The organism is Psychrobacter sp. Sarcosine-3u-12 (assembly GCF_002836005.1).
GTDB lineage: Bacteria > Pseudomonadota > Gammaproteobacteria > Pseudomonadales > Moraxellaceae > Psychrobacter > Psychrobacter okhotskensis.
In genome coordinates, this window is record NZ_PJBY01000083.1 from 1 (window position 1) to 24,379 (window position 24,379).

A 24,379-nucleotide genomic window follows, 5' to 3' on the forward strand; every position below is an offset into this window, starting at 1 on the left:
TATTTTTAATAATAATTCTAAAAGGAACAATGTATGCCTTACGTTAGCGTTGCACAGCAAGACAATCAAGCTGTCGATTTATATTATGAGGTCCAAGGTAGCGGCAAACCTGTGGTATTAATCCACGGTTGGCCGCTTAGCGGACGATCTTGGGAGTCGCAATTGATGGCGCTCGTTGCAGCTGGTTATCAAGTCATTACTTATGATAGACGCGGCTTTGGTCAATCGTCTAAGCCATGGGAAGGTTATGATTACGATACCTTAGCGCAAGATCTAAAAGCCTTGATGGATGAGCTGGATCTGCAAAATGCTACTATCGTTGGCTTCTCTATGGGTGGCGGCGAAGTCGCTCGCTATCTAGGCAACTTTGGTTCAGAACGCATTAGCAAAGCGGTACTCGCCTCTTCTGTTCCACCTTATCTGTTCAAAGCTGATGATAATCCTGATGGGGTCTTAGCAGAAGCAGATATTCAAGCATTCTTAGATGGCGTCAGCGGCGATCGTATTGCCTTCTTAAACGACTTTACCAAGAATTTCTTTACGCCAGCAGAGGGTAAGCTACTAGTTAGCAAACCAATGCGTTTATATAACCGCGATATCGCCTCGTTTGCTTCAGCAAAAGCGACTTATGATTGCGTTAAATCCTTTGCTTATACCGACTTCCGTGATGATCTGAAGAAATTCGATGTGCCAACCTTAGTTATTCATGGCGATGCTGATCAAATCGTCCCGATTGAGGCCAGTGGTCAGCGCTCGCACGATATGATTGCCGACAGTCAATTGCATATTGTCGAAGGTGGTCCACACGGTATTAATGTCACTCATAAAGATGAATTTAATAAGGCTTTGATCGACTTCTTAAATAGCTAATGATCATTTGATAGACATAAAAAAGGCGACCTTGATGGGTCGCTTTTTATTTGGGCAGTGGATTTTAACGAAGTTGATTCATTAATCCGCTAACACTTTAATCAACTCGAACCTTGGCACTTCTTTACCGTCAACTTCAACGGTCTCTGTAAACATCGCTAAAGGTCGCACCCAAACGCCATACTCACCGTATAGGCAGCGGTAAACCACTAGCAATTCTTCTGTTTCTGAATGCTGCGCGGTATGCAAAACTTGGTAAAGACTGCCTTTATAGTGGCGGTAAATGCCTTGGGGGATGGTTTGGGTCATAAAATCATTTTCTCATTAAATTTTATTGATTCCGAGGTAATTAAATAAATCTAACCATGTATAACATATTATGCTTTTATATTTACATGTATCAGGTATCTTTATGTCACCTACTAATTCTTTAGATATATCTTTGTTAAACCCTTGCTCACTTGTCAAAACACAAGCATTTTTGCTTATAGCAACAGCTATATTAGATAGATCATTACTAATCCCATTAACCTTCTTTAAACGCCTCTCTACCTTCATGTTCTGAAAGAATGGTAATTCTTCAATCATTTGATTTTGTAGAGATAAAAGTTGAGTTTGATATGTCGTCTTTCTTATTACTTCAATGTTGAATGATTTGAAAAAATCATCCAAAACTATAGGTGAATACCCATCGAAAAGCGCTACTCGACCGTAAATTTCCTGTCTAATATCTTCAGAAACGACAAATTTAATAAGTCCAGCAGATATCGAGTTTAAAAGCGAATCCCAAATTGTTTTGAATATTTCAATAGGATAATATCGATAGCAAATATCAATAATAGCATTAGTATCTAAACAGACTCTTATCATCAAGAAAACGCCTTATCTTCTAAGTACTTCAAATCCTCAATACGATTAGGAATTCTCAGCAAGTCCATTGCAGAGTTAATAGTTAGCTCTTCTTTCCAAATAGCTGAAAATACTTGCTGTAAATAAACTTTACCAAAATGATTATATGTGGTGTGTCTCTTCTTAACCCCAAAACCTCCAGAGTTTTCAACTTGAAGGCTTTTTAGGTAGTCTTCAAGCTCTATTTGTTTTACTAAACCTAATTGTTTAAGCTGAATAGCAACAGCTGGTCGACTAGCCTTAGTAACCTTTCGAATTGCTAGTATGTTCTCACTTAGAGATAAGTTCGAAGAGTAATATTTATAGACAATTGAACTAGGGACTAAAACATATCCTGCAACCTCATTACAATAAACCTCTTCAGTATAGTTAGAATATATCAAGTTGCCGTCCAAAGCACTTTGCTTCAAACCTAAATGTACCAGTTCGTGTATTAGAGTAAAAAGTCGACGTGCGGGTGACTGTCCCGTAGTTAAAATCACTATGATAGGTAATTTATCATAGTACAAAGACATACCTTCTGAGCTTAAAGAAGGATTTAATTTCTCTAAAACAATTACATCATTTTTTTCCACTATAGTACGCCAAGACTTATAATAATCAGAGCCTGACTCTAAAAGATTTTCTTCCTCTAAATTTAAGAAATCTATGATTAATTGTGCATCGTGCTGTGCATTACTTCCTAAGAGATTTAAACCAAAATTACTTATATTTTCATCTAAAGACTCATAAATACTTAATAGATTGTCTCTGTCGATATATGCTTCCTGAGCTACTTTTTGGAATTGATAACTTTGCTCTTCATCTTCTCCTGATATATCTTCATACTTATTTCTAAAATCAATGACTTTAGGTAATTCACGACTAATGACTGAATCAAAAGTTAAATAAGAAACTGGTACTAGAAGTATGTCAGCTAATTTATTGAGCTGTTTAATTGTGAAAACATTATTCTCGACCTCAGCACTTTCAATTTTTTTAGAAGGAATGGAGGTTTTTTTGGCAAGCAAATCTACAGATAGCGACATCTGTTGTCGGTAATGACTCAATGCTATTGGAGAATGTCTCACTAATTGACGATTTGTCATAACTTCCTAGAATATCCTTTTAGAGTTAAACAAGGCTATAATTAATATTATAGCCCTATTTTAAATTAAACTTTATAAAAGAATTGTCTTTAACCTAACCCACCGTCACTTTTGCATAAGCCTTTTTACCCGCCTGAATAACAGCAGTCTGACCCGACGTTAAACTAAAGCCTGCATCGACGACTTCACCGTCTACTTTCACCGCGCCACGTTTGACCATGTCTTTGGCGGCTGAGTTGTTTTTGGCAAGTGCTGCTTGGTTCACTATTTGGGTGATAAATAGCGCCTCTTGACCTTCCAAATCCAGCATGATTTCTGGTAAATCAACAGGCAACTCGCCATCAGCAAGCACATTACCTGCTGACTTGTGTGCATTGGCAGCGGCATCAGCATCATGAAAACGCTCAATGAGCTCTTCAGCAAGAATGCGTTTGATCTCTTGTGGATTACGACCGTTTTCCATCTCTGCCATTAAGACTTCGACAGCTTCCATTGGCTTAAAGCTTAAAAATTCAAAATAGCGACGAATCAAAGTATCTGGCATTGAGAGGATTTTTTGGTACATCGTGCCGGGTGCGTCATGGATGGCGACGTAATTATTTAAAGATTTAGACATTTTATTGACGCCGTCCAGCCCTTCTAGAATTGGAACGGTAATACAGACTTGCTGCTCTTGCCCATAACGACCTTGCAGCGTACGACCCATCAACAAGTTAAAAGTCTGATCGGTACCACCAAGCTCGACGTCCGCTTTTAGGGCGATAGAATCATAACCTTGCACTAAAGGATAAAGAAACTCATGGATAGAAATGGGTGTTTGCGACGCATAGCGTTTAGAAAAGTCATCACGCTCAAGCATACGTGAGACGGTTTGCTGGCTGGCCAGCTGAATCATATCAGCGGCTGACATGTCATTAAACCATTCGGAGTTAAAGACCACACGCGTTTTTTCTTTATCTAATATTTTGAATACTTGTTCAGCATAAGTCGTCGCGTTGGCTTTGATTTGCTCGTCAGTCAATGGTGGACGCGTAGAGTTTTTACCAGAAGGATCGCCAATCTTGGCGGTATAATCACCAATTAAAAAATAAATTTCATGACCCAAATCTTGAAAATGCTTGAGCTTATTAATCAAAACCGTATGACCCAAGTGCAAGTCTGGGGCAGTAGGATCAAAACCTGCTTTGATACGTAGCGGACGGTTTAGTTTAAGTTTGGCAACTAAATCCTCTTCAGATAGGATCTCTTGCGTACCGCGCTGGATAAGGGCAAGTTGTTCTTCTAGGGTGTAGGTTTGAGTGGTCATGAGGATCTCTTTATGGTCTTTATTGAAAGGGTAGAGCGTTTGGGCTATTTAGAATTTCGTAGCCAGCAAAAAATGTTAGAATTTGGCAGATATACTAGCGTTTTTTAAGGAAAATTGCCATGAGTAAGCCTCGGTCAGCGATTGATAATAAAAATAACGATCTTTCAGATTCAAATATACATGAAAATTCAGATGCTTTATCGCTCGCCGAAACCCTTGAACAGACGGTATTCGAGAGCTTCGATGAGGGTTTATATATCGGCATGATGTCGGGTACCAGCTTAGATGGTATGGACGCCGTATTGTGTCAATTCAGTAATGATAGTAGTGCTGAAGAAGATAGCCAAGCACCGATGCGACTGTTAGCAACTCATAGCCAAGACTTCCCGCCACGACTGCGCGAAGTGTTATTGGCCTTATGTCAGCCCAATGGTGTCAAGGAATTGATAGCCAGCGATGCTGAGCCCAACAGTGAAAGCCATAGCGAATTGGAGTGGTTCGGTTGGGCAAGCCGCGAGTATGGTGAGTTTGCCAGCGAGGTGGTCAATACTTTATTAACACAAGCAGATATCGACGCAGAGTCAGTGCTAGCGATTGGCTGTCATGGGCAGACCGTGCGTCATCGTCCACAGATGGGCTTTAGCTTACAATTGGTCGATGCCAATATTATCGCTGAGCGTACGGGCATTAGCGTGGTCAGTGATTTTCGCCGCCGTGATATGGCGGTCGGTGGTCAAGGTGCACCCTTGGTTCCGGCTTTCCACCAAGCCTTATTTGCCACGCCTGATAGTACGCGAGTGTTATTAAATTTGGGCGGTATTGCCAATATTACCGTCTTACCAGTCAATGATAAGCCGGTAAATGAGGCTGTTATTAATAATAATGCTGTGATTGGTTATGATACGGGTCCTGCCAACCTATTATTGGATGCATGGGCAGCATTGCACACGGGTAAAGATTATGACGCTGGTGGCGCTTGGGCGCAGTCTGGACAAATTATCGAGCCGCTACTCAATCAATTATTAGCCCATCCGTTTTTTGCAAAACCTTATCCGAAAAGCACGGGGCGTGAGGACTTTAATTTAGCTTGGCTACAAGCTGAGCTGCAGACGTTCGAGCAGACCACTGTCGATACCCGCTATGCAGCAGCCGATGTGCAAGCGACTTTAACCGAGTTGACCGCTATCAGCGCCAGTAGCCAAATCACCCAATTTATCAAAAATAATAAAAACAGTGCAGTTTATGTCTGTGGTGGTGGTGCCTTAAATGACTACCTAATGAGCCGTTTGCGCACGCATTTGCCTCAGTGCAGTGTGGAAACTACAGCCAGCTTAGGACTAGAGCCTACATGGGTAGAGGCCGTTGCTTTTGCTTGGTTGGCACGGCAGACCTTGATGGGTGAAACGGGTAACTTGCCTGCAGTAACTGGCGCGAGTAAAAATGTGGTGTTGGGACAAGTGTGTTTTGCATAGTCTACTGATTTTAGTTTACACGCGTGCACTTATGTGTTTTATAATGGCTTCTGAAATAACATCCTCTTAGGACCGTAAGTACAGGATATATCGCATGAGTCAACACAGCAGTTCAACCACTTCGCAAGCTGATCAAGTTAGCGCAACCTCGGCGCACAAACCGCGTCATAAGCCGCCCCACTACGAGCGCTCTGATGAGTTGCGCGTGGTGGTTACTGGCATAGGTGCCATTACGCCACTGGGTCTGGACGTTGACAGCTCGTGGACGAAATTGCTCAATGGCGAGAGTGGTATTACCCCAATTAGCCACTTTGATACGACCGGATATCGTGCGCAAATCGCTGGTGTGGTCAAGGACTTTGACGCCAAACAATATATGAATGCCAAAGACGCCCGCCGCTATGATGAGTTTATTCATTATGGCATCGCTGCCTCTAGCATGGCATTACAGAACGCGGGCTTTATCGACGAAGTCAGCGCTGATGACGCCCCTGTGCAAAGCGTTGAGCAAGAGCGTTTTGGCATTATTTTAGGCTCAGGGATTGGTGGTATACAAACCATCGAAAACAGCCGTGATACCTTACGTGAAAAAGGCGCTACCAAAGTCTCACCCTTCATTATCCCTGGCTCTATTGTCAATATGGCAGCAGGATTGGTCGCGATTAAACATACCTTAAAAGGCCCAAATCTCGCGACGTCGACTGCCTGTACGACCGCCACTCATGCTATCGGTCTCGCTGCGCGCTTAATCGCCTACGGTGATGCCGATGTCATGCTGGCAGGGGGCAGTGAAAAAGGCTCTAGCCCACTGGGCATAGCAGGCTTCGGTGCCATGCACGCCCTCTCTACTCGCAACGATGAACCGACCAAAGCCTCGCGTCCCTTTGACAAAGATCGTGATGGTTTTGTGCTCGGTGACGGCGCAGGCGTGGTAGTGCTAGAAAGCCTTGCTCATGCCAAAGCGCGCGGTGCCACGATCCTCGCCGAGCTGGTAGGTTTTGGTATGAGCGATGATGCCAGCCACATTACCGCGCCACCAGAAGATGGTAGCGGCGCGGCACGAGCGATGAAAAACGCTTTAAATGATGCAGGCATTGAGCCTGCCGCCGTTGGCTATGTCAATGCTCATGGTACCAGCACCCCTGCCGGTGACGTCGCTGAATCAATTGCTATCGAAACGGTATTTGTGCCCGTCAAGGACAGCATTTTGGTCAGCTCAACCAAATCCATGACCGGTCATTTGCTAGGTGCTGCTGGTGGTGTCGAAGCGATATTTACTGTCCTTGCCCTGCAACATCAGCATATACCGCCAACCATTAACTTGGACAATGTCGAAAATAACTGCAACCTTGATTACGTGGCTAACCAATCACGTAAAGTTGAAAATCTGCAATATGCGGTGTCCAATAGCTTTGGCTTTGGCGGCACCAATGGCTCGTTAGTATTTGCGCGCTGGCCAGTTCAACCCTAAAGCAAAAAAGAACGCCTAAAAGCGTGTGAGGCAATCCATTGTAACCTTGGTGTCAGATTTGCTACGTTTGTCCACTTGCAGCCCCTTATCGTACTTGCGTATGATAAGGGGTAATTTTTGGAACATTTATGGAAGATACCATGTCAAGCTACTCATTTTCCCATCAGTTTTACCAGCGCTGGACGTGTGCGCCTGAGCCTATTCGCGCAGCCATTACCCAAGAGCTAAAGGATATCACCACCCTCTTACAAACCGAGACGCCGTTTGAGAGCTTTGTTTTTAGCACCCATGATCTAGATGCGCATGTCGATGAGCTTTATGAAAATCATGAAGCCGAGCAAGCGATTGCCCAAGCCATCGCCGACAAACAAGCGCAAGTGCGCGCCGCTGCTGAAAAAGAACGTCTCGAAGAAGAACAAAGAATCAAAGCGGTAGAGGATGCTAAGCTCAAAGAAGAGGCAAAATTAAAAGAAGAAGCCCGACTGCATGAAGAAGCAAAAGCTGCACAAAAAGAACAACTGAAAAATGAACAGCTAGTAGCCGATAAAAATAGCCTTGATAATAAAGTTGCCCCTACCGATAGTAGCCAGACAAATACTGATAACAATACTGCCAATAGCGCTGCAAATAATTCTTCTGAAAGCACAGTCGCCGAAGAATCAGATGCTGCAAAAAATGACGCTGTTAACGATACTCTTAGCAAAAACGATGATGGCATCAAAAATAATAATGACATTAAAAATGACAACAGTATCAAAGCTGTCAATGATAAAGCCAGCGCCGCCATCAAACTGGCATTAAAAGATGCAAAACTAAGCGCAACGCATCAAGAATTGATCCGTGAACTTGAGATGCAGATTGATGACTATCTCAGTGAGCAAATGATGTTGATGTCTGAAAATCTAAAATCTTGGCTACGTGCTGAGGTGACTCAACATTTGGGTGAGCAAGATAAATCAGTAACTCATAAAGATGCGCAAAAAAGTTAAATATAGCATCTGGATAATAAACGGCATCTGGATAACAGCACCTAGTCAATAATCCGTATTCAGGTAATAAGTAGTATTCACGTAAGAAAAAGCCCCGTAAATCGTTTACAGGGCTTTTTTTATTTCAGGTTGGTAGTTGCAAAGCTTGTATAGTCAAGGAATTTTAGAATCGCTACAAGGCGACTGACCGCAGATAGTACACTGAGTACATCTAGGGCGGGTAACACCGTAGCGGTTTAAAAGTGCTCTGACTATAATTAGATAGCTTGTGTACGCTCAGTTAACCACTCTAATGCCGCACCATCAACACGGTCTTTTAGCTCAGCAAAGACTTGGCTGTGATATTCATTCAGCCAATCAATCTCTACTTGATCCAACAATGACGGCTCAATCAGACGGGTATCAATGGGGCAGTAAGTCACTGTTTCAAAGTTAAGGAAATTACCGAATTCCGTTTCTACTGGCTGAGCAACCCGTTTATTTACCATCAAGTTTTCGATACGAATACCGTATTTACCTTCACGATATAAACCCGGCTCATTACTCGATATCATACCCTCTTTCATCGCCCGCTCTTTTGGCGTGCTGGCACTATAAGCAATGACTTGCGGGCCTTCATGGACGTTTAAGAAGTAACCAACGCCATGACCAGTACCATGACCATAGTCCATCTGTGCCTGCCATAATGGCGCACGGCAAATCGCATCAATCAGTGGTGAAGCAATGCCATCAGGGAAATGCGCTTTTGCTAAGGCAATATGGGCTTTGAGCACGGTGGTAAAGTCACGCTTGTGCTCGCTGCTTACTTTGCCAATACCGACCACGCGTGTGATATCGGTGGTGCCGTTTTGATACTGCGCCCCTGAGTCAATCAGTAATAAGCCACCCTCGCCCTCAGCGACGTCAAGGTAGCTGAATTTTTCTGGCGTTGCGCGGTAATGCGGCAGTGCACCGTTCTCATTAAAACCTGCAATCGTTGGAAAGCTCGGCGATACATAATGCGGCTGCTGACTACGTACTTCAATCAGCATACTATCGACATCAAGCTCACTTAAGCGCTCGCCATCTGCTAGGCGCTGCTCAAATGTGGCAAAAAACTCACTTAATGCAGCACCATCTTGACGCATGGCTTCACGTACATGATCGATATCAGCGTCAGATTTAACTGATTTAAGCAACGTGCTCGGTGCCATTTGCTCGATAAAGCCCACATCTTCCGCCATTTTTGATAGCGTACCCACGGCGACTTTACTTGGATCTAACAATAGTAAGTCTTCTGGCGTCAGGGCGCTCAATGCCTCTTGTACCGCTTCATAATCGGCAAGCGTTATACCGCTATCTTTTAGGGCTTTTTCAATGTCGCTACTGACTTTATTATTATCGACGAACAACGTCGCTTTGTCTGCACTAATCAGCATATGCGCTAAAAATACCGGATTGTAATCGACGTCAGCGCCGCGTAAGTTGGTCAACCAAGCGATATCATCTAAGCTGGAAAGCAAATGATGCGTTGCGCCTGCATCGCCCATACCGGCACGCACTGCGGCCAGCTTTGAGGTAGCGGACTGGGCGAGAAACTGCTCATCGTGCTGATATAACTCTGCTGATGGCAACGCTGGACGATCGCTCCATACTTCTGTCAATACGTCACGCTCAGTGATTAAGGTGATGTCATTGGCATCAAAGGCATTTAGCAGCTTATCCTGTTCGGCGATAGACAGCACATTGCCATCGACTGCTACGCTATCACCTTCTTGTAAATGCTCGGCGAGCCAATCGATATGATTTGGTTGACCAGGCGCGAGCTTTTCTAAGCTGATACCTGTGCCTTCTAATTGATCAGCGGCGTGCACCCAATAACGACTATCGGTCCACATGCCAGCAAAATCAGCGGTAACGACGAGCGTGCCGACAGAACCTGTAAACCCTGACAACCATAAGCGGGATTGCCAATATTCTGGTAAGTACTCAGATAAATGCGGATCAGCAGAGGGGACGATAATCGCAGTAAGGTCTTGGGCAACTAAGCTTTTGCGTAAACTATCGATACGATCATGAATGGTTTGTTTATTCATTGAATGTGTCCTTATTGATTTTGGAGAAATTAGATGTAAAAAATACTACTGTGAGGCGACTATGGATAGCCGTCTTATTTGGGCGCTTAAAATCGCTTTAAAGTTTAATTAAATGATCAGTACTTGAATCAGCCAAATTCAATAGTTTGAGAATTAAAATGTTGTAAAAAGTCAGATGCCAAATATATGAGGCCAATTATTATTTTAGCAAAATAGAATTACAGTAGAACATCATTAGATGTCTGGGCAGATAACAGGCTTTCAATGGCCGAAGAGAAATATCTCACCGAATGAAACAATAAAACGTGCTACCAGCAATGGTAACACGTCTCATCCTCTGTCATTGACTTGTGCGCTACACTCGCTCAATGACTTATTGAAAACCCTATTGATTAGCTGACTTTATCGGCACGCTCACTTTTCTGTAGCATGTTATTAATAGGCTTCGCTAATACCAGTAATAAGGCAGCCGTAACAACCAATAAAATTGTCATCGTCGTAAACAGATCTGGTAAGCCTTCAATCTTATCCGCTGAGACATTGCCACCGAAAAATGCGGCAACCAAATTACCCATGGCTAAAGAGGCAAAGAAAAGTCCCATCATCTGGCCTTGCATCCCTTTTGGGGCAAGCTTAGTCATTGAAGACAGACCTACAGGACTAAGTGCCAGCTCGCCAAGGGTGAGTAGTAGCAAACTACCTACCAACCACAAAGGTGATGCCAACCCACTATCATTGGTCAAAATACTTTTCGAGGCCACAATCATCAAGCCAAAACCTGCAGCGGCAAGTAACATACCAAGAGCAAATTTCACCATACTACTAGGTTCAACACCTCTATTACCAAGCTTAACCCAGATAATACTGACGATTGGCGCTAGCAGTAGAATGAACAAAGGATTTAATGATTGGAACCAAATACTCGGTATCTCAAACCCCAAAACATCCAAATCTGTATAACGGTCAGCAAATAAGTTAAAAGACGTCGGCTGCTGCTCAAAACTTGACCAAAATAGCGTTGAGCCGATAATTAAAATAAAGCAAATCAATAGACGCAGCTTATCGGTTTTATCAAGCCTAGGTGAGATGAACATAATGGCAAAGTACAGTATCACTACACCTGCAATGATATAAGTCATATACTCCGCCACCATCTGCGGTTGAAACGGCATCAGACCTGTAGAGACTAAAACGACGACTGCCACTAGCAACGCTAAGAATCCAGCGACCCAGCGGCCTATATGTTTATAACGGTCATTGGAGCGCTCCCACTCAGGCGTGATGCCTTTCGCTTGCGCATAGTGTGTTAGCGTTTTTTGAGCAGAAAAACGGTAGATGAGTAGTGAGACCAACATCCCAAGACCACCAACACCGAAGCCAACGTGCCACATACCTTTTTCTTTAAAGATACCGACGATGAGTGCGGCTAATAATGCGCCGATATTGATACCCATATAAAATAAGGTAAAACCACTATCACGACGTACATCACCTTCAGAATACAACGCCCCAACCATCACCGAAATACAGGTTTTAAATAGTCCTGAACCCATAACAATACACATCAAGCCGACGAAAAACAGCGTCATGCCAAATAATGCGGAGAGCGCAATACATAAGTGACCAAGGGCGATAATGATACTACCCCACCACAGAGCACGCTCCTGACCTAGCCAATTATCGGCTAACCAACCGCCCGGTACTGCTGCTAAATATAGCGAACCCGCAAAAATACCATAAATGGCCGATGCGGTAACATCATCAAAACCAAAACCACCGCTGCCTACCGTCGCCACCATAAATAGTACGAGTAGTGGGCGAATACTATAATAAGAAAAGCGCTCCCACATTTCCGTAAAAAATAGCGGACGTAATGGTTTTGGATGTCCCATAAAGCCGTTGTCTAGCGCTTCCAGTTCAGCAGCACCAACCCCTAACTTTGATTCTCTGCTCATACATTTATTCCTTTAAATATCATATTAGTGATGACCAACTACCCAATTACGCAGATGAACGGTCATATAGGCGGAACATTGTTTCACTTGGTTATAACCAAGTAAAGAAAAAGTTGGCTAATAATTACACAAATACCCATAAAAAAACTCGCTCTTAAGCGCTAAGAGCGAGTTTTTGTTGGGATTATCAATGAAGAAATGCGGTCAACTGTTTTATAGAGCCCTAATAATAAGACTAGCCATTCTTGAAAACGCTGTTTGTCAAAAGTTGCTCTGCAAAATTAATCTTATAAGAATAGCATTCAGTATAGGTAAGGACACGCTTATTCTGCGGTTGTTGTCTCTTCGGTATTACCAGCGTCTAGGTCGCCATCAGCTTGTTCTGCGCTCAAGTCAGCATCGCCAACAGCGGCTTGGTTTACCGTACCTGATGCTGATGCCGTACCTGCTTCCGCTGTCACTACCGCACCACTGGTATCTGCAGCTGGTGTGACCGTTGCATCAGCAGCCGTAGCCGGTGCTGCTGTATCAGTGACTGCTTCTACTGGCGCTGCTGCGCTATCGGTCTCAGCGGGGGCTGCGTCTTCAGTAGCACTCGCGGCGGCTGTATCAGTGGCAACAGATTCTTCTGCCGTCTCAGCCGTAATGTGCTCTCCTGCTGGGCGTAAGAATGCTGAAACACCAATGAGTAAGACGATACCTAAAAATAAGGCAACACCGCCTAAAGCAAATAAGAACTCTTTCTTAGGGTTGTTTTCGACAATATGTTCTGACATACCTTATCCACCTTACACAAAATATTTGAAATATTTGGCTATTATATCGCAATTTATGTCGATTTGTTAAAACCCTTAACTATTTAAAGGGTTTATTATCGAATAAATTATTCAAATTAGCCGCTATTAGTCTGATTCATTAGCTGACCAAACGGCTTCGAGGGGTCGCGCGCTTGCCAAGATAGCTCAATAACAATAGGAGAGCTATAATGAACAAAATCGGGTAATTACCAAAACGCATGAATGGTGTATTACCCACCCGTGCCTGAATATCACCGCGTAGTACCGTCCGTTCAAACTGCGGGGCACGCTCTACAATACGGCCCTTATGGTCGATGATAGCGGTCACACCAGTGTTGGTCGCTCGCATAAACCAGCGACCATTCTCAAGCGCGCGCATTTGTACCATTTGTAGATGTTGCAGTGGACCCGCCGAGGTGCCAAACCAGGCATCGTTTGAGATGGTCAATAAAAAGTCGGTTCCAATCGCATTTTTACGCGTGGTATCGGGATAAGCAACTTCATAACAAACGGCCGCGCCCAAGTTGTGCCCACGTACACGCAGTGGTGACTGATTGTCGCTACCGCGACTATAGCTCATAATCTCTTGGCTACCAGCTAAGTTGGGTAAAATATCAAGCAGACCTTCAAACGGAATATATTCACCAAAAGGTACTAGCCGTTGCTTTTTGTACATGCCCTCTGCATCCGCACCTAACGCAATAACACTATTATAAAACGGTGGGTATTTATCCGTGCTCGGATCAAATGCTGCTTCATCCTTGTAAGGAATACCGGTGACCCACGTGGTATTGGTGGCTTTGGCCATTTTTACCATTTCACTGATAAACCCTACAGCTTCGGTCTGAAACATTGGAATCGACGATTCAGGCCACAGAACAATGTCACGTCCCCACTCAGTACGCGTCAAGGTTGCATAGATTTTTAAGGTTTCTACTTGATATTCGGTCAGCCATTTTAGATCTTGCGGAATATTGCCTTGAACCAGCGATACCGATAAATCGGGCGTGCCTTTGGGTTTCGTCCATTGTGGATTAATCAACCATAATGAGACGCTGAGCACCAATAGTGCGGCAGTCGCAACCATATAACCACCACGGCGACGCAACAGCTCAACGGCGCTTGCCGCTAACAGGATGGCGACAAAAGAGACCGCAAATACGCCAGCAACGGGTGCTAATGACGATAGCCAATATTGCTCGGTAAAGGCGTAACCGACGAACAACCACGGAAAACCAGTGAAAAGCCAAGTCTTCATCCACTCTTGCAACACCCAAAGTGCCGCAAAAGCCAAGGGCTGCTTGCCAACCAGTCGATTAAAAATTAACGCCAAAAATCCATGAAACAAGCCCATGCCTAGACCCATCAGCGCAATCATAATCAACGCCAGCCATGCGGGCGTCGCCCCATAGACATGGATGGACGTATAGAGCCAAAATGCACCCACGCACCATAGCCCCGTGCCGTATGCTTGACCGATAAAAAAGGCTCGGCGACCTGTCATCTCAGGCATCAATAGCGCGTATAAAATCGCTGGCGATACCAGTGCTACTGGCCAAATGCCATAAGGTGCGAGGGCAAAGATAAATATTGCCCCTGCCAGCCAAGCAATCAATATGGCCAAACCCATAGGCAAACCTTTCGGTTTTTCGGGGTTCAGACGTTTTTGCAAATCAACAGTAGACAGACGCATAGCAGTTATCCAAAACCATAGTATCTAAAATGTTACATGTTTAGTATTCAGCCGATACTTAACCTAAAGCTTGCTCAATGGCTATAAACGCCCTATCTTTTCAATAGTATTGTTTGATAATCGTCTTATAAATATAGTCAAAATACCCCAAAAACGCGACGATACTGCTGATATCAATTTTTTGTAGCCTCTGTCTGCGTAGGCACAGCAAGCAAGAAAAATGGATATCAGCAGTGCGTGATTTCTCAATATTACTTTTCACTGACTATATAAGATTGATATAAATACAGCGTCTAAAAATTAAACCCGCCCATGATACCAGTCTGCGCCGATCAATGGGTAAATTTGAGTAGTAAAAAAATGACTGCTAAAAGCGACTGATAAAAGTAGCTACTAAAAGTGGCTACTAAAAGTGAATGACAGACAGACAGCAAAAAACACGATCGCAATCGTGTTTTTATAGAAATTATCAGTGCGTTATAAAACTTATGAATGGCACGTATGACAATGACGTCAAAAATACATTAATGACTGCCTATCAATAGGTGCTGCTCAGGATTCGTTTTGGTCAGTTCTAGGTTTTGAATAAAACGACCTTCTACATCAGTAATGGTAATTTGCCAATCGTCTATCACCACGCTCTCGCCTTCTAGGTCACCTACATAACCCAGTGCCTGCATGACCAGACCGCCCATCGTATCGACATCGGTATCATCAAAACGACTACCAAGCTCATCATTACAGTCTTCGATCACGGTCGACGCTTGCACACGCCAAGTGTTTGGCTTGTCGGGGTCGGCGACGATATTATTAATGTCACTGTCTTCATCGAAGTCATCATGTTCATCGACGATATCACCGACGATTTCCTCGAGCAAATCTTCCATAGTAACGACACCGCCAAAGTTACCAAATTCATCGACCACAATCGCCATATGTACTTGGGTACGCTGCAATGAGCGCAACAAGGTATCAGAACGCGCCGTCTCACTAATATAGAGCGGCTGACGTACCAAATCTTTTAGACGCTTGCTATCGATTTTGTCTTCTTGATCGCGCACCATGTGCACTAATATAGGAATCAAATCCTTGGCCAATAAGATACCAATGACCGCATCATCATCTTGACTGTCAAAGACGGGATAACGCGAATGCGTAGTCTCAAGGATAATATCCATCACTTCGGCAAGGCTGGTGCTCTCGTGCAGGCCAATCACTTGCGGGCGTGGAGTCATGATTTCGCGCACTTGGGTCGCAGGCAGATCGAGCACGCCTTCTAACATATCCACGGTATCAGGCTCTAAGAACTGGCGCGAGTCCTGTACCAAACGAATCAGTTCATCACGGGTTTCGGGGGCGGTCGATAGCCAGCGTTTTAAGCCGCGCATCGACCAACTACTCGGGCTTGGAGTGTCGTCAGACATGGTAATGTGATTTAACCTCTTTAGTTATTGGCAAATGTTAATTGTTGACAAATTAATAGCGTAAAAACGTAGATGGGGATGAAAGTACTAAATAAAACCAGTCGTTAATAATTAATAAATACCTAGACCAGTTTAAATTAGCTTCACTTTATCGCAAGGCTTAAAGACATTCAACGACAAATTCACGCAAATTGTATTGTCAGTGTGTTATAAACTTTGCTATGGTCAAAGCCTTTATTTATCAATAACAAACACTATGTCCTTACGCTCCTTTTTTTCTCGACTGCTCACGCCGCACTCAAACAACCATCGTTCAGAGAGTGGTGTGGCTCATAACAACCAGCAAAAGCCGACATGGCGATATTACCTTGTACAATTTTTAATCATTACCACCCTACTGCTATCCGCTGTTTGGTTACTGATGGCGATTTGGTATCAGTTTGGCGCGCGCTCAGTGCTAACGTGGTTGGCCATAATCGTCATTATTGGATTGCTTAGCGCCTTGTTTGCCACACGTTATTGGACGCCTGATTCCAAGAAAGCACCGCATAATATAACAGCGGATAGACAAGCTACTGGCAAAAAAACGATAACTAAGAAAAAAAAGATTAAATGGCTAGTCGGACTGTACGCGGCGATTTGGTTCGTAGGTGTCGGCTGGTTTATGTCTATTACCCCTGAGCAACAACGCGACTGGATGCCTGAAGTCAGTCAAAAAATCACTTATGAGCGTGATCCAAACAATCCTGATTTGATTACGCTTACCAATGTCCGAAACTTTGATTGGCATACCGAAGATGACGCGACGGCACGCTGGGAGACGCGAACGATTGATATGTCAAAATTGTCTGGCGTCGATGTGGCGAACTCTTACTGGATGGGACCACTGATTGCCCATACCTTGGTGAGCTTTCGTTTTGAAGATGATAGACCGCTCGCTTTCTCATTTGAGATTCGCAAAGAACAAGGCGAGTCTTTTTCGGCGCTCGCAGGATTTTTTAGACGTTATGAGCTGAGCCTGATTGCAGCAGAAGAGCGCGATATTATCTATACACGGACCAATGCGCGCGGTGAGCAAGTCTATCTATTGCCAATCAGTCATTTGCAGCAGCATGAGGTCAAGTCATTATTTGAGTCTTATCTGACTGCTGCCGATGAGCTGAATGCGCAGCCTGCATGGTATAACACCTTGACCAGTAACTGTACCAATATTATCTTTTATATGGCGCGGCTCATCAGTGGTGATCGTCTACCGTGGGATTACCGGATTTGGGTCTCTGGCTGGCTGCCAAACTATCTCTACGACGTCGGTATGCTCGATACCAACTCCCAATTAAATGAAGAACAGCAAGACGGGCAAAACTGGTCGATGGATACTTGGTACGAGCGCACCCATATCAATCCAAAAGTTCGCGGCTTTGACAATCAATCTAATCTAGAATCAGGTATTAACAGTCGCGAATTTTCTACGCAAATTCGCCAAGGCATTCCTATTCCGCCTTTGGCTGATTCGCAAGCAGAGGCTGAAGAGCAGGCCAAGTCAGCAGCTCAAGCGTCTCAATAATAGTATTGATCATATATTAAATAGTACTCATCATTAAAGCGTAGTTATTCGATGTTGTGTAAATTCAACCATCACCAAATAATCGAGAATATCATTCAACTCAGCCTCTATACGTTGGCGCTCGGTTTCATTGGGTGTTGGGCGGTAAATCGTAACATTAATAGTATTGGTCATTGGGCTAAAGCCAATACTTTGAGCGTCAGGATAACGCTTTAATACCTCAGGCCACGCTTTTTCTTGTATTGCAACAATCAGCTGACGCATTTTATCACTAATGGCTTGGATATAAATAGGAAAGGAATAATTTTCAAATTCCTTTTGCTTAAAGTGATACACATATTTTGGCGGGACGGCTTTAACTTTGGTTAGTGTCGTCACCCTAATAGAAAACTCATCAGGGTCATTGTTATCATAATAAAATTCCGCAATATTCGCGCCTAATTGCTCTGAAATTGCTTCATTCAATGGCAAGCTAATCCTTTGCAATAATAATCGACGCTGCGCCTCTTCAATAGAAACATTAAAATCTTGTGCATAAAACCAAGGAGCACCATTCCTTTCTTCCTCGGATAAAATATTCAGATAATAATCAGCCAATGGCTCGTCTTCATATTTTTTATCTGCGGCTGCCTCTATCTTTTGCCAGTTGACAATAACCATTGCAGCTGATTTAGGAGCAGTCACTGGTGCTGACATACCCTTTACAGGTATAGCTTGAACCGTTTGAGGAGTAGGAAAATTAGTCTCAGACAAGTGAGATATATTTGAGCAGCCGATTGACAAAAAAGCAGCACTGAATATCAAACTTGTTGTAAGGCAAATTTTATGCATATTCCAACCCTTAAATCATAACCCTTTATATCAGCAAATAATTAACTACGGCTTGACCCAATTCACCACGCGCGTTTCCATCTCTTCATCAGACATACCAATCTCCGACACACAGCGACCTGCTACGCCCACATTGACAGCGCGCATTTTCTGCTGAGTCTCTACTGCATTTTGAGTCAACAACAGATGCCAACTTGGCAGATTTTGTCCTTTATACAAGCGCTTATAAGCACAGTGCGAGGGTAGCCACATCATCTGCGGCAAATTCTCCATGGTCAATTGAATACAATCGGGGACATGTTCTTGACGTGTTGCATAGTGACCACAGTATCCCGTCGCACAATCCATCAGCTGACAAGTCACATCGGTATATTCAACCAATTCCTCGTCCACATCGCCATGCTCATCTTCATCGATATACTTAATCAAACAGCAACTGCCACAGCCATCACACAACGCTTCCCATTCGCTATGATTTAGCTCTGCCAACGTAAAGCGTTCCCAAAACTGTGGGCGCAGTGTTTCAGACGCTGCATTTGATTCGCTGTCAGGAAATAGACTCACGATTGTGTCTGGTTTCAGCGGCCCAGCAGCATCAGCGTTTAAATTAGCAGCAGATTGATTTAACAAGTTAATAGTCATAGCATTGTAGTCGATTTTTTATAAAGAGACATTTTGATAAAGAGCGTTACAGTATTATAGCTGTTTTTGCTGGATATGGGCGTTAAGGTAGTACAAGTCAGAAAAACGAACCCTCACAATGACGAATAAATAAAACTTACAACATGAAAAAGGACAATAATATGTCAATTAAGACCTTTGAATTAATCAGTACAACCGAAAATGGTGTTGAGCTTATCAGCTATGTCGCGCTACCAGAAAATGCATCAGATGATACGGCATTGCCAGGTATTTTAGTGGCTCCAGAATGGTGGGGCGTGGTCGATCATCCAAAATCAGTGGTCGAACGCTTGGCAGCAGCAGGTTATGCAGCAGTCGCTATGGATGTCTATGGTGAAGGCAAGCTGACCACCGATGCAGCACAAGCCAACATGTGGATGGAGCAAGTATTAGAAGACCAAAATATGCTAATGGCGCGCTGCCGCTTGATTCTCAATGACTTTAGCGATCAATTGGCGGTTGATGGTGATAATCTAGCGGCAATCGGTTACTGCTTCGGTGGTAAAGTCGTCCTCGATATGGCGCGTGATGGTATGCCACTAAAAGCGGTGGCAACTTTCCATGGCAACCCATCAGCGAAACAGCCAGCAGACAAGAACTTCAAAGCCAAAGTATTAGTCGCTCATGGTCGTGATGACTCGATGGTATCCATGGAGGCAATCGAAGGTCTAAAATCAGAGCTAGATGCAGCAGACGTTGACTACACTATCGACGTTTATGACAATGCTAAGCATGGCTTTACCAATCCGCACGCCGATGAGCGTGCAGCGAAAAATGACGTTGATCTTGGCTATAATGAAACCGCTGCCAAGCAAAGCTGGGAAAATATGCTTGAGTTTATGAAAACCAATTTAGGATCATAGGGTATTTAAGACTCATTTTTTGTAGTAACAGTTTTTCGCAGTAAGTAGTAAACAGTTTCTTAATATAATAAGGCTAGCCTAACAATATCAGGCTAGCCTTTTTGTTTAAGTGAATGCGTTACTTGTGTTTGTTCTTAAATCGAGTCATTATCTTCTCATTTAATATTGAGTAACGGTGCGCCAAGATCATGTCTGATATCAGTTGGTTTGTACTATTTATCTGCCTAGCAGTTATTGTTGTTCTTTATAATAAATTAAGAACCCGCCTTGATCTGCTACAAAAAGATATCACGCAACTGAAAAATGAGTTGCAGATACAAAAGCAAAGGTTTCGCTCCCCTATATTCGATAAAGACAACGATGTTGGGGCTAGCGCTGAACTTGATACCCCTCTTGATACTTATAATAATGTTGAAGCACCGACAGCCTTACTCGACAGTGATATTAGCCAATTTACTACTGAAGAGTTATTTGAGGAAGTGGCTTTACTGTCTAAAACTGAAGCTACCGGTAGTACGGTATACAAGGACGATGACGCGTACGCTAATCTCTCAAAAAATCTATCACCGATAGAGCCTGATGAACGCTCTCTACCTATCGTCACCTCATTGATTCATTCAATCAAAAACTGGTTTTTTGGTGGCAATTTGGTCGTGCGCGTTGGCGTATTAGTATTACTAGTAGGTGTGGTGCTACTGCTACGCTTGCTGAGCGAGTATATAGAGATTTCGATTACTGCAAAGCTCATGACTATCGGTATTGCAGGACTGGGATTGGCAGCACTAGGGTTAAAGCTAACGGCAAAACGTTTCTCGTATGGCATTACTTTACAAGGTGCAGGCTTAGCCATTGCTTATCTGAGCACCTTTTTTGCTTATAGTGTCTATCAAATTATCCCAAGTTTACCGAGCTTTATTGGACTCGGGTTGTTATCTGCCATTACTATTGCTCTAGCCGTACGTCAAAACGCTTTTCCTTTAGCGTTGTTGGCATTATCGGGTGCTTTCTTTGCGCCTATTTTGACTGGTAACGATACCGGCAGCTTAGTGACATTGTTCAGCTATTATTTACTTTTGAACGTGACGATTGCGATTATCGCCCATTACCGCCCTTGGAAAATACTCAACCTATTCGGGGTGGTCGTGACATTTGGACTGGCCTATTACTGGGGCATGAGCGAAAATTTAAATGCTGTGGTTACATCACAGCGTTGGCTTTTAGTGTTGCTGGTCGCCTTACATTTACTGCTTTATCTGTTTGTCGTCATTCGCTACGCACAGCAAATCATCGCCTATAACATTCTTAATGAAAAAAGTTCCTCTCATACAGATAATGCAAACAACGCAGATAACACGGGCAAAGTTGATTCAAAAAATAACGGCTATGTATTTCCCATTGATACGGGCTTACTGTTTTCAGTACCGATATTGGCATTTGGCTTATTTGCTGCCTTATTAGATGACATCCCTAACGCTTTAACCATTACTAGCGCAGTTTTAGCAGTCATTTATTTAGGACTTGGCTGGTTGTTTGTCCAGCACAGTCAGCGTTATGCTTTAATTACCGAGGGCATGTTGGCATTAGGGTTTGGCTTTTTGGCGTTGGTCATTCCGCTGGCATTCGATGCTGAATGGATTGCTTTTGGCTGGTCGGTACAAGGATTGGCATTGGTGTGGTTCGGACGGCGCTCACTACGCGCTTGGTCAGTATTATTTGGTTTATTATTGCAGCTAATTAGTATCGGCATGCTGATACTAAATGTGGTCTTTGCTATTCAAGACTACCCAATATTGGCCTTAACCATTTCGGCTATCGCTTATCTAAGCACTGTATTTATTTTGCGCGCTAGCAACTCGCCAGCTAATTTAAACACTATCTTGGATAGCGAATTAAAGAATAACTCAAATAGCAACCTAGCGTACTCTCAAGAGCAAACCATCACATCAGATGCAGTAGCGGCCTACGCCAATGCACTGGGCATCAGCACCCAAGCCGCGCAGCAGTGGCTAACCTCAATCAATAGCCAAAGCAAAATCTTTAACCTTGTTTGGCGCAGTCCTCTATTAATACGATTTTTAACTTTTACTGCTATGGCTTGGCTACTACAAGTATTATTGCTTGATTTTAATCACTGGCTTACCAGTTGGCGATTGGCAACGACGACTTTGATTGCAATCGCAGCACTCATCAGCTTGGGTACTTACTGGGTCATCAATCGTTATCGCTTGTGGGCAGAGATTAGACAATTTAGTCACGGCTTATTAGTGGTGTTTTATCTAATGCTCGTTTTACAGCTACCGCAAAAATTCGAATTCCATTTAGCATGGCAGACAACATATTGGTTGTTATTTACTGGCCTAATCATTGGTGGGTTGGTCATCGGACAGTTGTGGTTAAAGACGTGGTACGAGCATTCAGAATTGTCACGCTACGATGGGGCAAGCTGGTTGGGCGCTGGAATTTTAGTCATCGCTGCCGCAGCTCACTATGGACTCGCAGATTCAGCTGGGGTGATGGCTATTTTGATTCCAGCCGTTTTGATATTGGTTGGGTTATGGTTCAGTTATCGTGATTCCGGTTATCGTCAGCAAAACACGCAAATCAATGAAGTCTCTAAGCAAAGTCCGTTGTACTGGTTTGATTGGCAACAAGCGCTATTGAGCTGCGCTGTGCTCTTCATCCCTATTGCCTTAGGTTGGGTCATCATTACCAATTGGTCTTACGATGGCGTGATTTGGGGACTGTCTTATTTTCCGCTACTGAACCTATATGATATTAGCTCTATTCTGGCGCTATTCGTTGGCTTTGGTGTTTACTGCCTAAATCAGCAGCATAATCAAAAACTAGGCATAGCGAATGCCGATATCACTATTAACGATAGTAGCAACAGGATTTTTACCGCTGACAATCTACTGGTCATATTAGGTTCTATCAGCTTTTGGCTGATCTCGAGCATGCTCATCAGAACCTTACATGCCACTATTGGCACGCCGCTATGGGACAGTACTCAGGGCGGCGCGTGGAGTAGCGAGCAAGTGCAGACAGGACTAACCATTCTATGGACGCTCTTGGCTTTAATCGCCACCATCATTGCCAGTCGCTACTGGCAGCGTGCACTTTGGTTTATGGGCATTGGACTGTTGGGCGTTGTCGTGCTAAAACTGGTAATTGTCGATTTATCACAGACCGAGGCAATTTGGCGAGTGATTTCCTTCCTTGGCGCAGGCAGTTTAATATTATTAATTGGTTATTTGGCACCGTTGCCGCCTGCCCGCGAGGAAAGCGTCAATCAGGCACAAGAGTAGCCGCACATCTGGTTGGGCGAAATTGTGGCGTGAGCACTGTGGTTCTGTAGTAAACTGAACGCCATAAAAAGTAAATGACGATCGTCTTACTTTGAGCATTTTTTATAAAAGGTTAGTAAAGCAGATGGATAAGAGAGTAAGTATTCAGTGGTTCCCTGGGCATATGAATAAGGCCCGCAATGAAATCAAAGAAATCATGCCGCAGATGGATGTCGTCATTGAAGTGATTGACGCGCGTATTCCTTATAGCAGTGAAAATCCCATGGTCGCAGCATTACGCGGCGAAAAACCCGTGATCAAAATCCTGAACAAAGCCGACCTTGCTGACCCTGAATTGACCCAAGCATGGATGGACTATCTTGAGCAGCAAAGCGGTGTCAAAGCCATTGCTTGTGATACCGAGAAAGCCAATGATGTAAAGCGTATTATCGCCATCTGTAAACAACTTGTACCCAATAAAGTTGGCACAGGTCGTCAAATCAAAGCCATGATTATGGGTATTCCAAACGTTGGTAAATCAACGCTGATCAATACGCTAGCAGGACGCGCTGTGGCGAAGACAGGCGATGAGCCAGCCGTGACCAAATCGCAGCAGCTGATTAAGCTCGACGATGACATCATGCTTTATGACACACCTGGTATGCTATGGCCAAAAGTCGAAAACGAACACTCTGGCTATCGTCTGGCAGCGACGGGCGGTATTCGTGATACGGCGTTTGACTTCGCTGATGTGGCTAGCTACACCGCTGAATACTTGATGCAAGCCTATCCTGAGCTGCTAAAAACCCGCTATAAAATTGATGAGCTACCCAAGACCGATTGGGAGTTTTTTGAAGTGGCGGGTCGTAATCGCGGCTGTGTGCGTTCGGGCAATCAGGTCGACACCTACCGCATGTCTGAGATTCTGATTAATGAGCTGCGTAGTGGTAAGCTTGGGCGTATTACGCTTGAGACGCCTGCCATGACAGAAGCTGAAGAGCTGGTCGTCGCCGAACAACGCATCTCTGCCGAAGAGAAAAGAATCGCTAAAGAAGAAGAAAAGCGCTTACGTCGTTTAAAAACGCGGAAGAATCGGAAGTAGGGTTG

The 24,379-nt window shown here is 43.9% G+C and carries 19 protein-coding genes; 8 read left to right on the forward strand and 11 right to left on the reverse strand.

Annotation, left to right across the window (positions count from 1 at the left end):
- Positions 1–33 precede the first annotated feature (33 nt).
- Complete coding sequence (locus CXF65_RS05090) at positions 34–870, forward strand: alpha/beta fold hydrolase (protein ID WP_101211264.1); 837 nt, start codon at positions 34–36, stop codon at positions 868–870.
- Between the two features lie 81 nt (positions 871–951).
- Here CXF65_RS05090 and CXF65_RS05095 read toward each other — a convergent pair whose 3' ends face one another.
- The 4 genes from CXF65_RS05095 to tyrS form a co-directional block, all read right to left on the reverse strand.
- Positions 952–1,179: a DUF1653 domain-containing protein gene (locus CXF65_RS05095; RefSeq protein WP_101211265.1), complete on the reverse strand. Its 228-nt coding sequence runs from the start codon at positions 1,177–1,179 to the stop codon at positions 952–954.
- A gap of 15 nt (positions 1,180–1,194) precedes the next feature.
- On the reverse strand, positions 1,195–1,740 hold the full coding sequence (locus CXF65_RS05100) for a DUF4411 family protein (RefSeq protein WP_025651559.1): 546 nt from the start codon (positions 1,738–1,740) through the stop codon (positions 1,195–1,197).
- Positions 1,740–2,867 carry an ImmA/IrrE family metallo-endopeptidase gene (locus CXF65_RS05105; RefSeq protein ID WP_101211266.1) on the reverse strand — a complete coding sequence of 376 codons (1,128 nt, stop codon included), beginning with the start codon at positions 2,865–2,867 and terminating at the stop codon, positions 1,740–1,742. Before CXF65_RS05105 ends, CXF65_RS05100 begins: the two co-directional genes overlap by 1 nt.
- Positions 2,868–2,961: 94 nt before the next feature.
- Positions 2,962–4,173, reverse strand: coding sequence for a tyrosine--tRNA ligase (tyrS, locus tag CXF65_RS05110; RefSeq protein ID WP_101211267.1), 1,212 nt, complete (start codon positions 4,171–4,173; stop codon positions 2,962–2,964).
- Between the two features lie 119 nt (positions 4,174–4,292).
- Here tyrS and CXF65_RS05115 point away from each other — a divergent pair, with 119 nt between their 5' ends.
- From CXF65_RS05115 to CXF65_RS05125, 3 genes are all read left to right on the forward strand, one after another.
- Positions 4,293–5,645, forward strand: a complete 1,353-nt coding sequence (locus CXF65_RS05115) for an anhydro-N-acetylmuramic acid kinase (RefSeq protein ID WP_101211268.1) — start codon at positions 4,293–4,295, stop codon at positions 5,643–5,645.
- A 94-nt stretch (positions 5,646–5,739) separates the two neighbouring features.
- Positions 5,740–7,116 carry a beta-ketoacyl-ACP synthase II gene (gene fabF, locus CXF65_RS05120; protein WP_198551965.1) on the forward strand — a complete coding sequence of 459 codons (1,377 nt, stop codon included), beginning with the start codon at positions 5,740–5,742 and terminating at the stop codon, positions 7,114–7,116.
- Between the two features lie 128 nt (positions 7,117–7,244).
- Entirely contained in the window at positions 7,245–8,105 is an 861-nt protein-coding gene (locus CXF65_RS05125) for a hypothetical protein (protein ID WP_101211269.1), read from the forward strand.
- Positions 8,106–8,362: 257 nt separating this feature from the next.
- Here CXF65_RS05125 and CXF65_RS05130 read toward each other — a convergent pair whose 3' ends face one another.
- The 5 genes from CXF65_RS05130 to CXF65_RS05150 form a co-directional block, all read right to left on the reverse strand.
- Positions 8,363–10,180, reverse strand: coding sequence for an aminopeptidase P family protein (locus tag CXF65_RS05130; protein WP_101211270.1), 1,818 nt, complete (start codon positions 10,178–10,180; stop codon positions 8,363–8,365).
- A 392-nt stretch (positions 10,181–10,572) separates the two neighbouring features.
- Complete coding sequence (locus CXF65_RS05135; protein ID WP_101211271.1) at positions 10,573–12,135, reverse strand: peptide MFS transporter; 1,563 nt, start codon at positions 12,133–12,135, stop codon at positions 10,573–10,575.
- A gap of 323 nt (positions 12,136–12,458) precedes the next feature.
- A complete protein-coding gene (locus tag CXF65_RS05140) occupies positions 12,459–12,911 on the reverse strand; it encodes a hypothetical protein (protein WP_101211272.1) in 453 nt (150 codons plus the stop codon).
- Between the two features lie 139 nt (positions 12,912–13,050).
- Complete coding sequence (lnt, locus tag CXF65_RS05145; RefSeq protein ID WP_101211273.1) at positions 13,051–14,625, reverse strand: apolipoprotein N-acyltransferase; 1,575 nt, start codon at positions 14,623–14,625, stop codon at positions 13,051–13,053.
- Positions 14,626–15,149: 524 nt separating this feature from the next.
- On the reverse strand, positions 15,150–16,049 hold the full coding sequence (locus CXF65_RS05150; protein WP_025651548.1) for a CBS domain-containing protein: 900 nt from the start codon (positions 16,047–16,049) through the stop codon (positions 15,150–15,152).
- Between the two features lie 256 nt (positions 16,050–16,305).
- On the opposite strand from CXF65_RS05150, the gene CXF65_RS05155 reads away from it, so the two are divergent.
- The gene (locus CXF65_RS05155) at positions 16,306–17,613 is read left to right on the forward strand and encodes a DUF4105 domain-containing protein (protein WP_101211274.1); all 1,308 of its coding nucleotides are present in this window, start codon (positions 16,306–16,308) and stop codon (positions 17,611–17,613) included.
- A 33-nt stretch (positions 17,614–17,646) separates the two neighbouring features.
- On the opposite strand, the gene CXF65_RS05160 is transcribed toward CXF65_RS05155, so the two are convergent.
- Together CXF65_RS05160 and CXF65_RS05165 are read right to left on the reverse strand one after the other, a co-directional pair.
- Positions 17,647–18,444, reverse strand: a complete 798-nt coding sequence (locus CXF65_RS05160; RefSeq protein WP_025651546.1) for a hypothetical protein — start codon at positions 18,442–18,444, stop codon at positions 17,647–17,649.
- A gap of 45 nt (positions 18,445–18,489) precedes the next feature.
- A complete protein-coding gene (locus CXF65_RS05165) occupies positions 18,490–19,086 on the reverse strand; it encodes a YcgN family cysteine cluster protein (protein WP_101211275.1) in 597 nt (198 codons plus the stop codon).
- Between the two features lie 161 nt (positions 19,087–19,247).
- On the opposite strand from CXF65_RS05165, the gene CXF65_RS05170 reads away from it, so the two are divergent.
- The 3 genes from CXF65_RS05170 (at position 19,248) to ylqF (ending at position 24,374) form a co-directional block, all read left to right on the forward strand.
- Positions 19,248–19,988 (forward strand): dienelactone hydrolase family protein, encoded by a 741-nt coding sequence (locus CXF65_RS05170; RefSeq protein WP_101211276.1) that lies wholly within the window; start codon positions 19,248–19,250, stop codon positions 19,986–19,988.
- Positions 19,989–20,176: 188 nt separating this feature from the next.
- A complete protein-coding gene (locus CXF65_RS05175) occupies positions 20,177–23,293 on the forward strand; it encodes a DUF2339 domain-containing protein (RefSeq protein ID WP_101211277.1) in 3,117 nt (1,038 codons plus the stop codon).
- A 124-nt stretch (positions 23,294–23,417) separates the two neighbouring features.
- Positions 23,418–24,374: a ribosome biogenesis GTPase YlqF gene (gene ylqF, locus CXF65_RS05180; protein WP_101211278.1), complete on the forward strand. Its 957-nt coding sequence runs from the start codon at positions 23,418–23,420 to the stop codon at positions 24,372–24,374.
- Positions 24,375–24,379: the final 5 nt, after the last annotated feature.

What these genes read in the sequence shown, in the direction of transcription:
- CXF65_RS05170 (WP_101211276.1), top strand. Translation starts at nt 19,248, where the DNA reads ATGTCAATTAAGACCTTTGAATTAATCAGTACAACCGAAAATGGTGTT.
- CXF65_RS05140 (WP_101211272.1), bottom strand. Translation starts at nt 12,911, where the DNA reads ATGTCAGAACATATTGTCGAAAACAACCCTAAGAAAGAGTTCTTATTT.
- CXF65_RS05115 (WP_101211268.1), top strand. Translation starts at nt 4,293, where the DNA reads ATGAGTAAGCCTCGGTCAGCGATTGATAATAAAAATAACGATCTTTCA.
- CXF65_RS05090 (WP_101211264.1), top strand. Translation starts at nt 34, where the DNA reads ATGCCTTACGTTAGCGTTGCACAGCAAGACAATCAAGCTGTCGATTTA.
- tyrS (WP_101211267.1), bottom strand. Translation starts at nt 4,173, where the DNA reads ATGACCACTCAAACCTACACCCTAGAAGAACAACTTGCCCTTATCCAG.
- CXF65_RS05165 (WP_101211275.1), bottom strand. Translation starts at nt 19,086, where the DNA reads ATGACTATTAACTTGTTAAATCAATCTGCTGCTAATTTAAACGCTGAT.
- CXF65_RS05095 (WP_101211265.1), bottom strand. Translation starts at nt 1,179, where the DNA reads ATGACCCAAACCATCCCCCAAGGCATTTACCGCCACTATAAAGGCAGT.
- CXF65_RS05150 (WP_025651548.1), bottom strand. Translation starts at nt 16,049, where the DNA reads ATGTCTGACGACACTCCAAGCCCGAGTAGTTGGTCGATGCGCGGCTTA.
- CXF65_RS05155 (WP_101211274.1), top strand. Translation starts at nt 16,306, where the DNA reads ATGTCCTTACGCTCCTTTTTTTCTCGACTGCTCACGCCGCACTCAAAC.
- fabF (WP_198551965.1), top strand. Translation starts at nt 5,740, where the DNA reads ATGAGTCAACACAGCAGTTCAACCACTTCGCAAGCTGATCAAGTTAGC.
- CXF65_RS05125 (WP_101211269.1), top strand. Translation starts at nt 7,245, where the DNA reads ATGGAAGATACCATGTCAAGCTACTCATTTTCCCATCAGTTTTACCAG.
- CXF65_RS05175 (WP_101211277.1), top strand. Translation starts at nt 20,177, where the DNA reads ATGTCTGATATCAGTTGGTTTGTACTATTTATCTGCCTAGCAGTTATT.
- CXF65_RS05135 (WP_101211271.1), bottom strand. Translation starts at nt 12,135, where the DNA reads ATGAGCAGAGAATCAAAGTTAGGGGTTGGTGCTGCTGAACTGGAAGCG.
- lnt (WP_101211273.1), bottom strand. Translation starts at nt 14,625, where the DNA reads ATGCGTCTGTCTACTGTTGATTTGCAAAAACGTCTGAACCCCGAAAAA.
- ylqF (WP_101211278.1), top strand. Translation starts at nt 23,418, where the DNA reads ATGGATAAGAGAGTAAGTATTCAGTGGTTCCCTGGGCATATGAATAAG.
- CXF65_RS05160 (WP_025651546.1), bottom strand. Translation starts at nt 18,444, where the DNA reads ATGCATAAAATTTGCCTTACAACAAGTTTGATATTCAGTGCTGCTTTT.
- CXF65_RS05100 (WP_025651559.1), bottom strand. Translation starts at nt 1,740, where the DNA reads ATGATAAGAGTCTGTTTAGATACTAATGCTATTATTGATATTTGCTAT.
- CXF65_RS05105 (WP_101211266.1), bottom strand. Translation starts at nt 2,867, where the DNA reads ATGACAAATCGTCAATTAGTGAGACATTCTCCAATAGCATTGAGTCAT.
- CXF65_RS05130 (WP_101211270.1), bottom strand. Translation starts at nt 10,180, where the DNA reads ATGAATAAACAAACCATTCATGATCGTATCGATAGTTTACGCAAAAGC.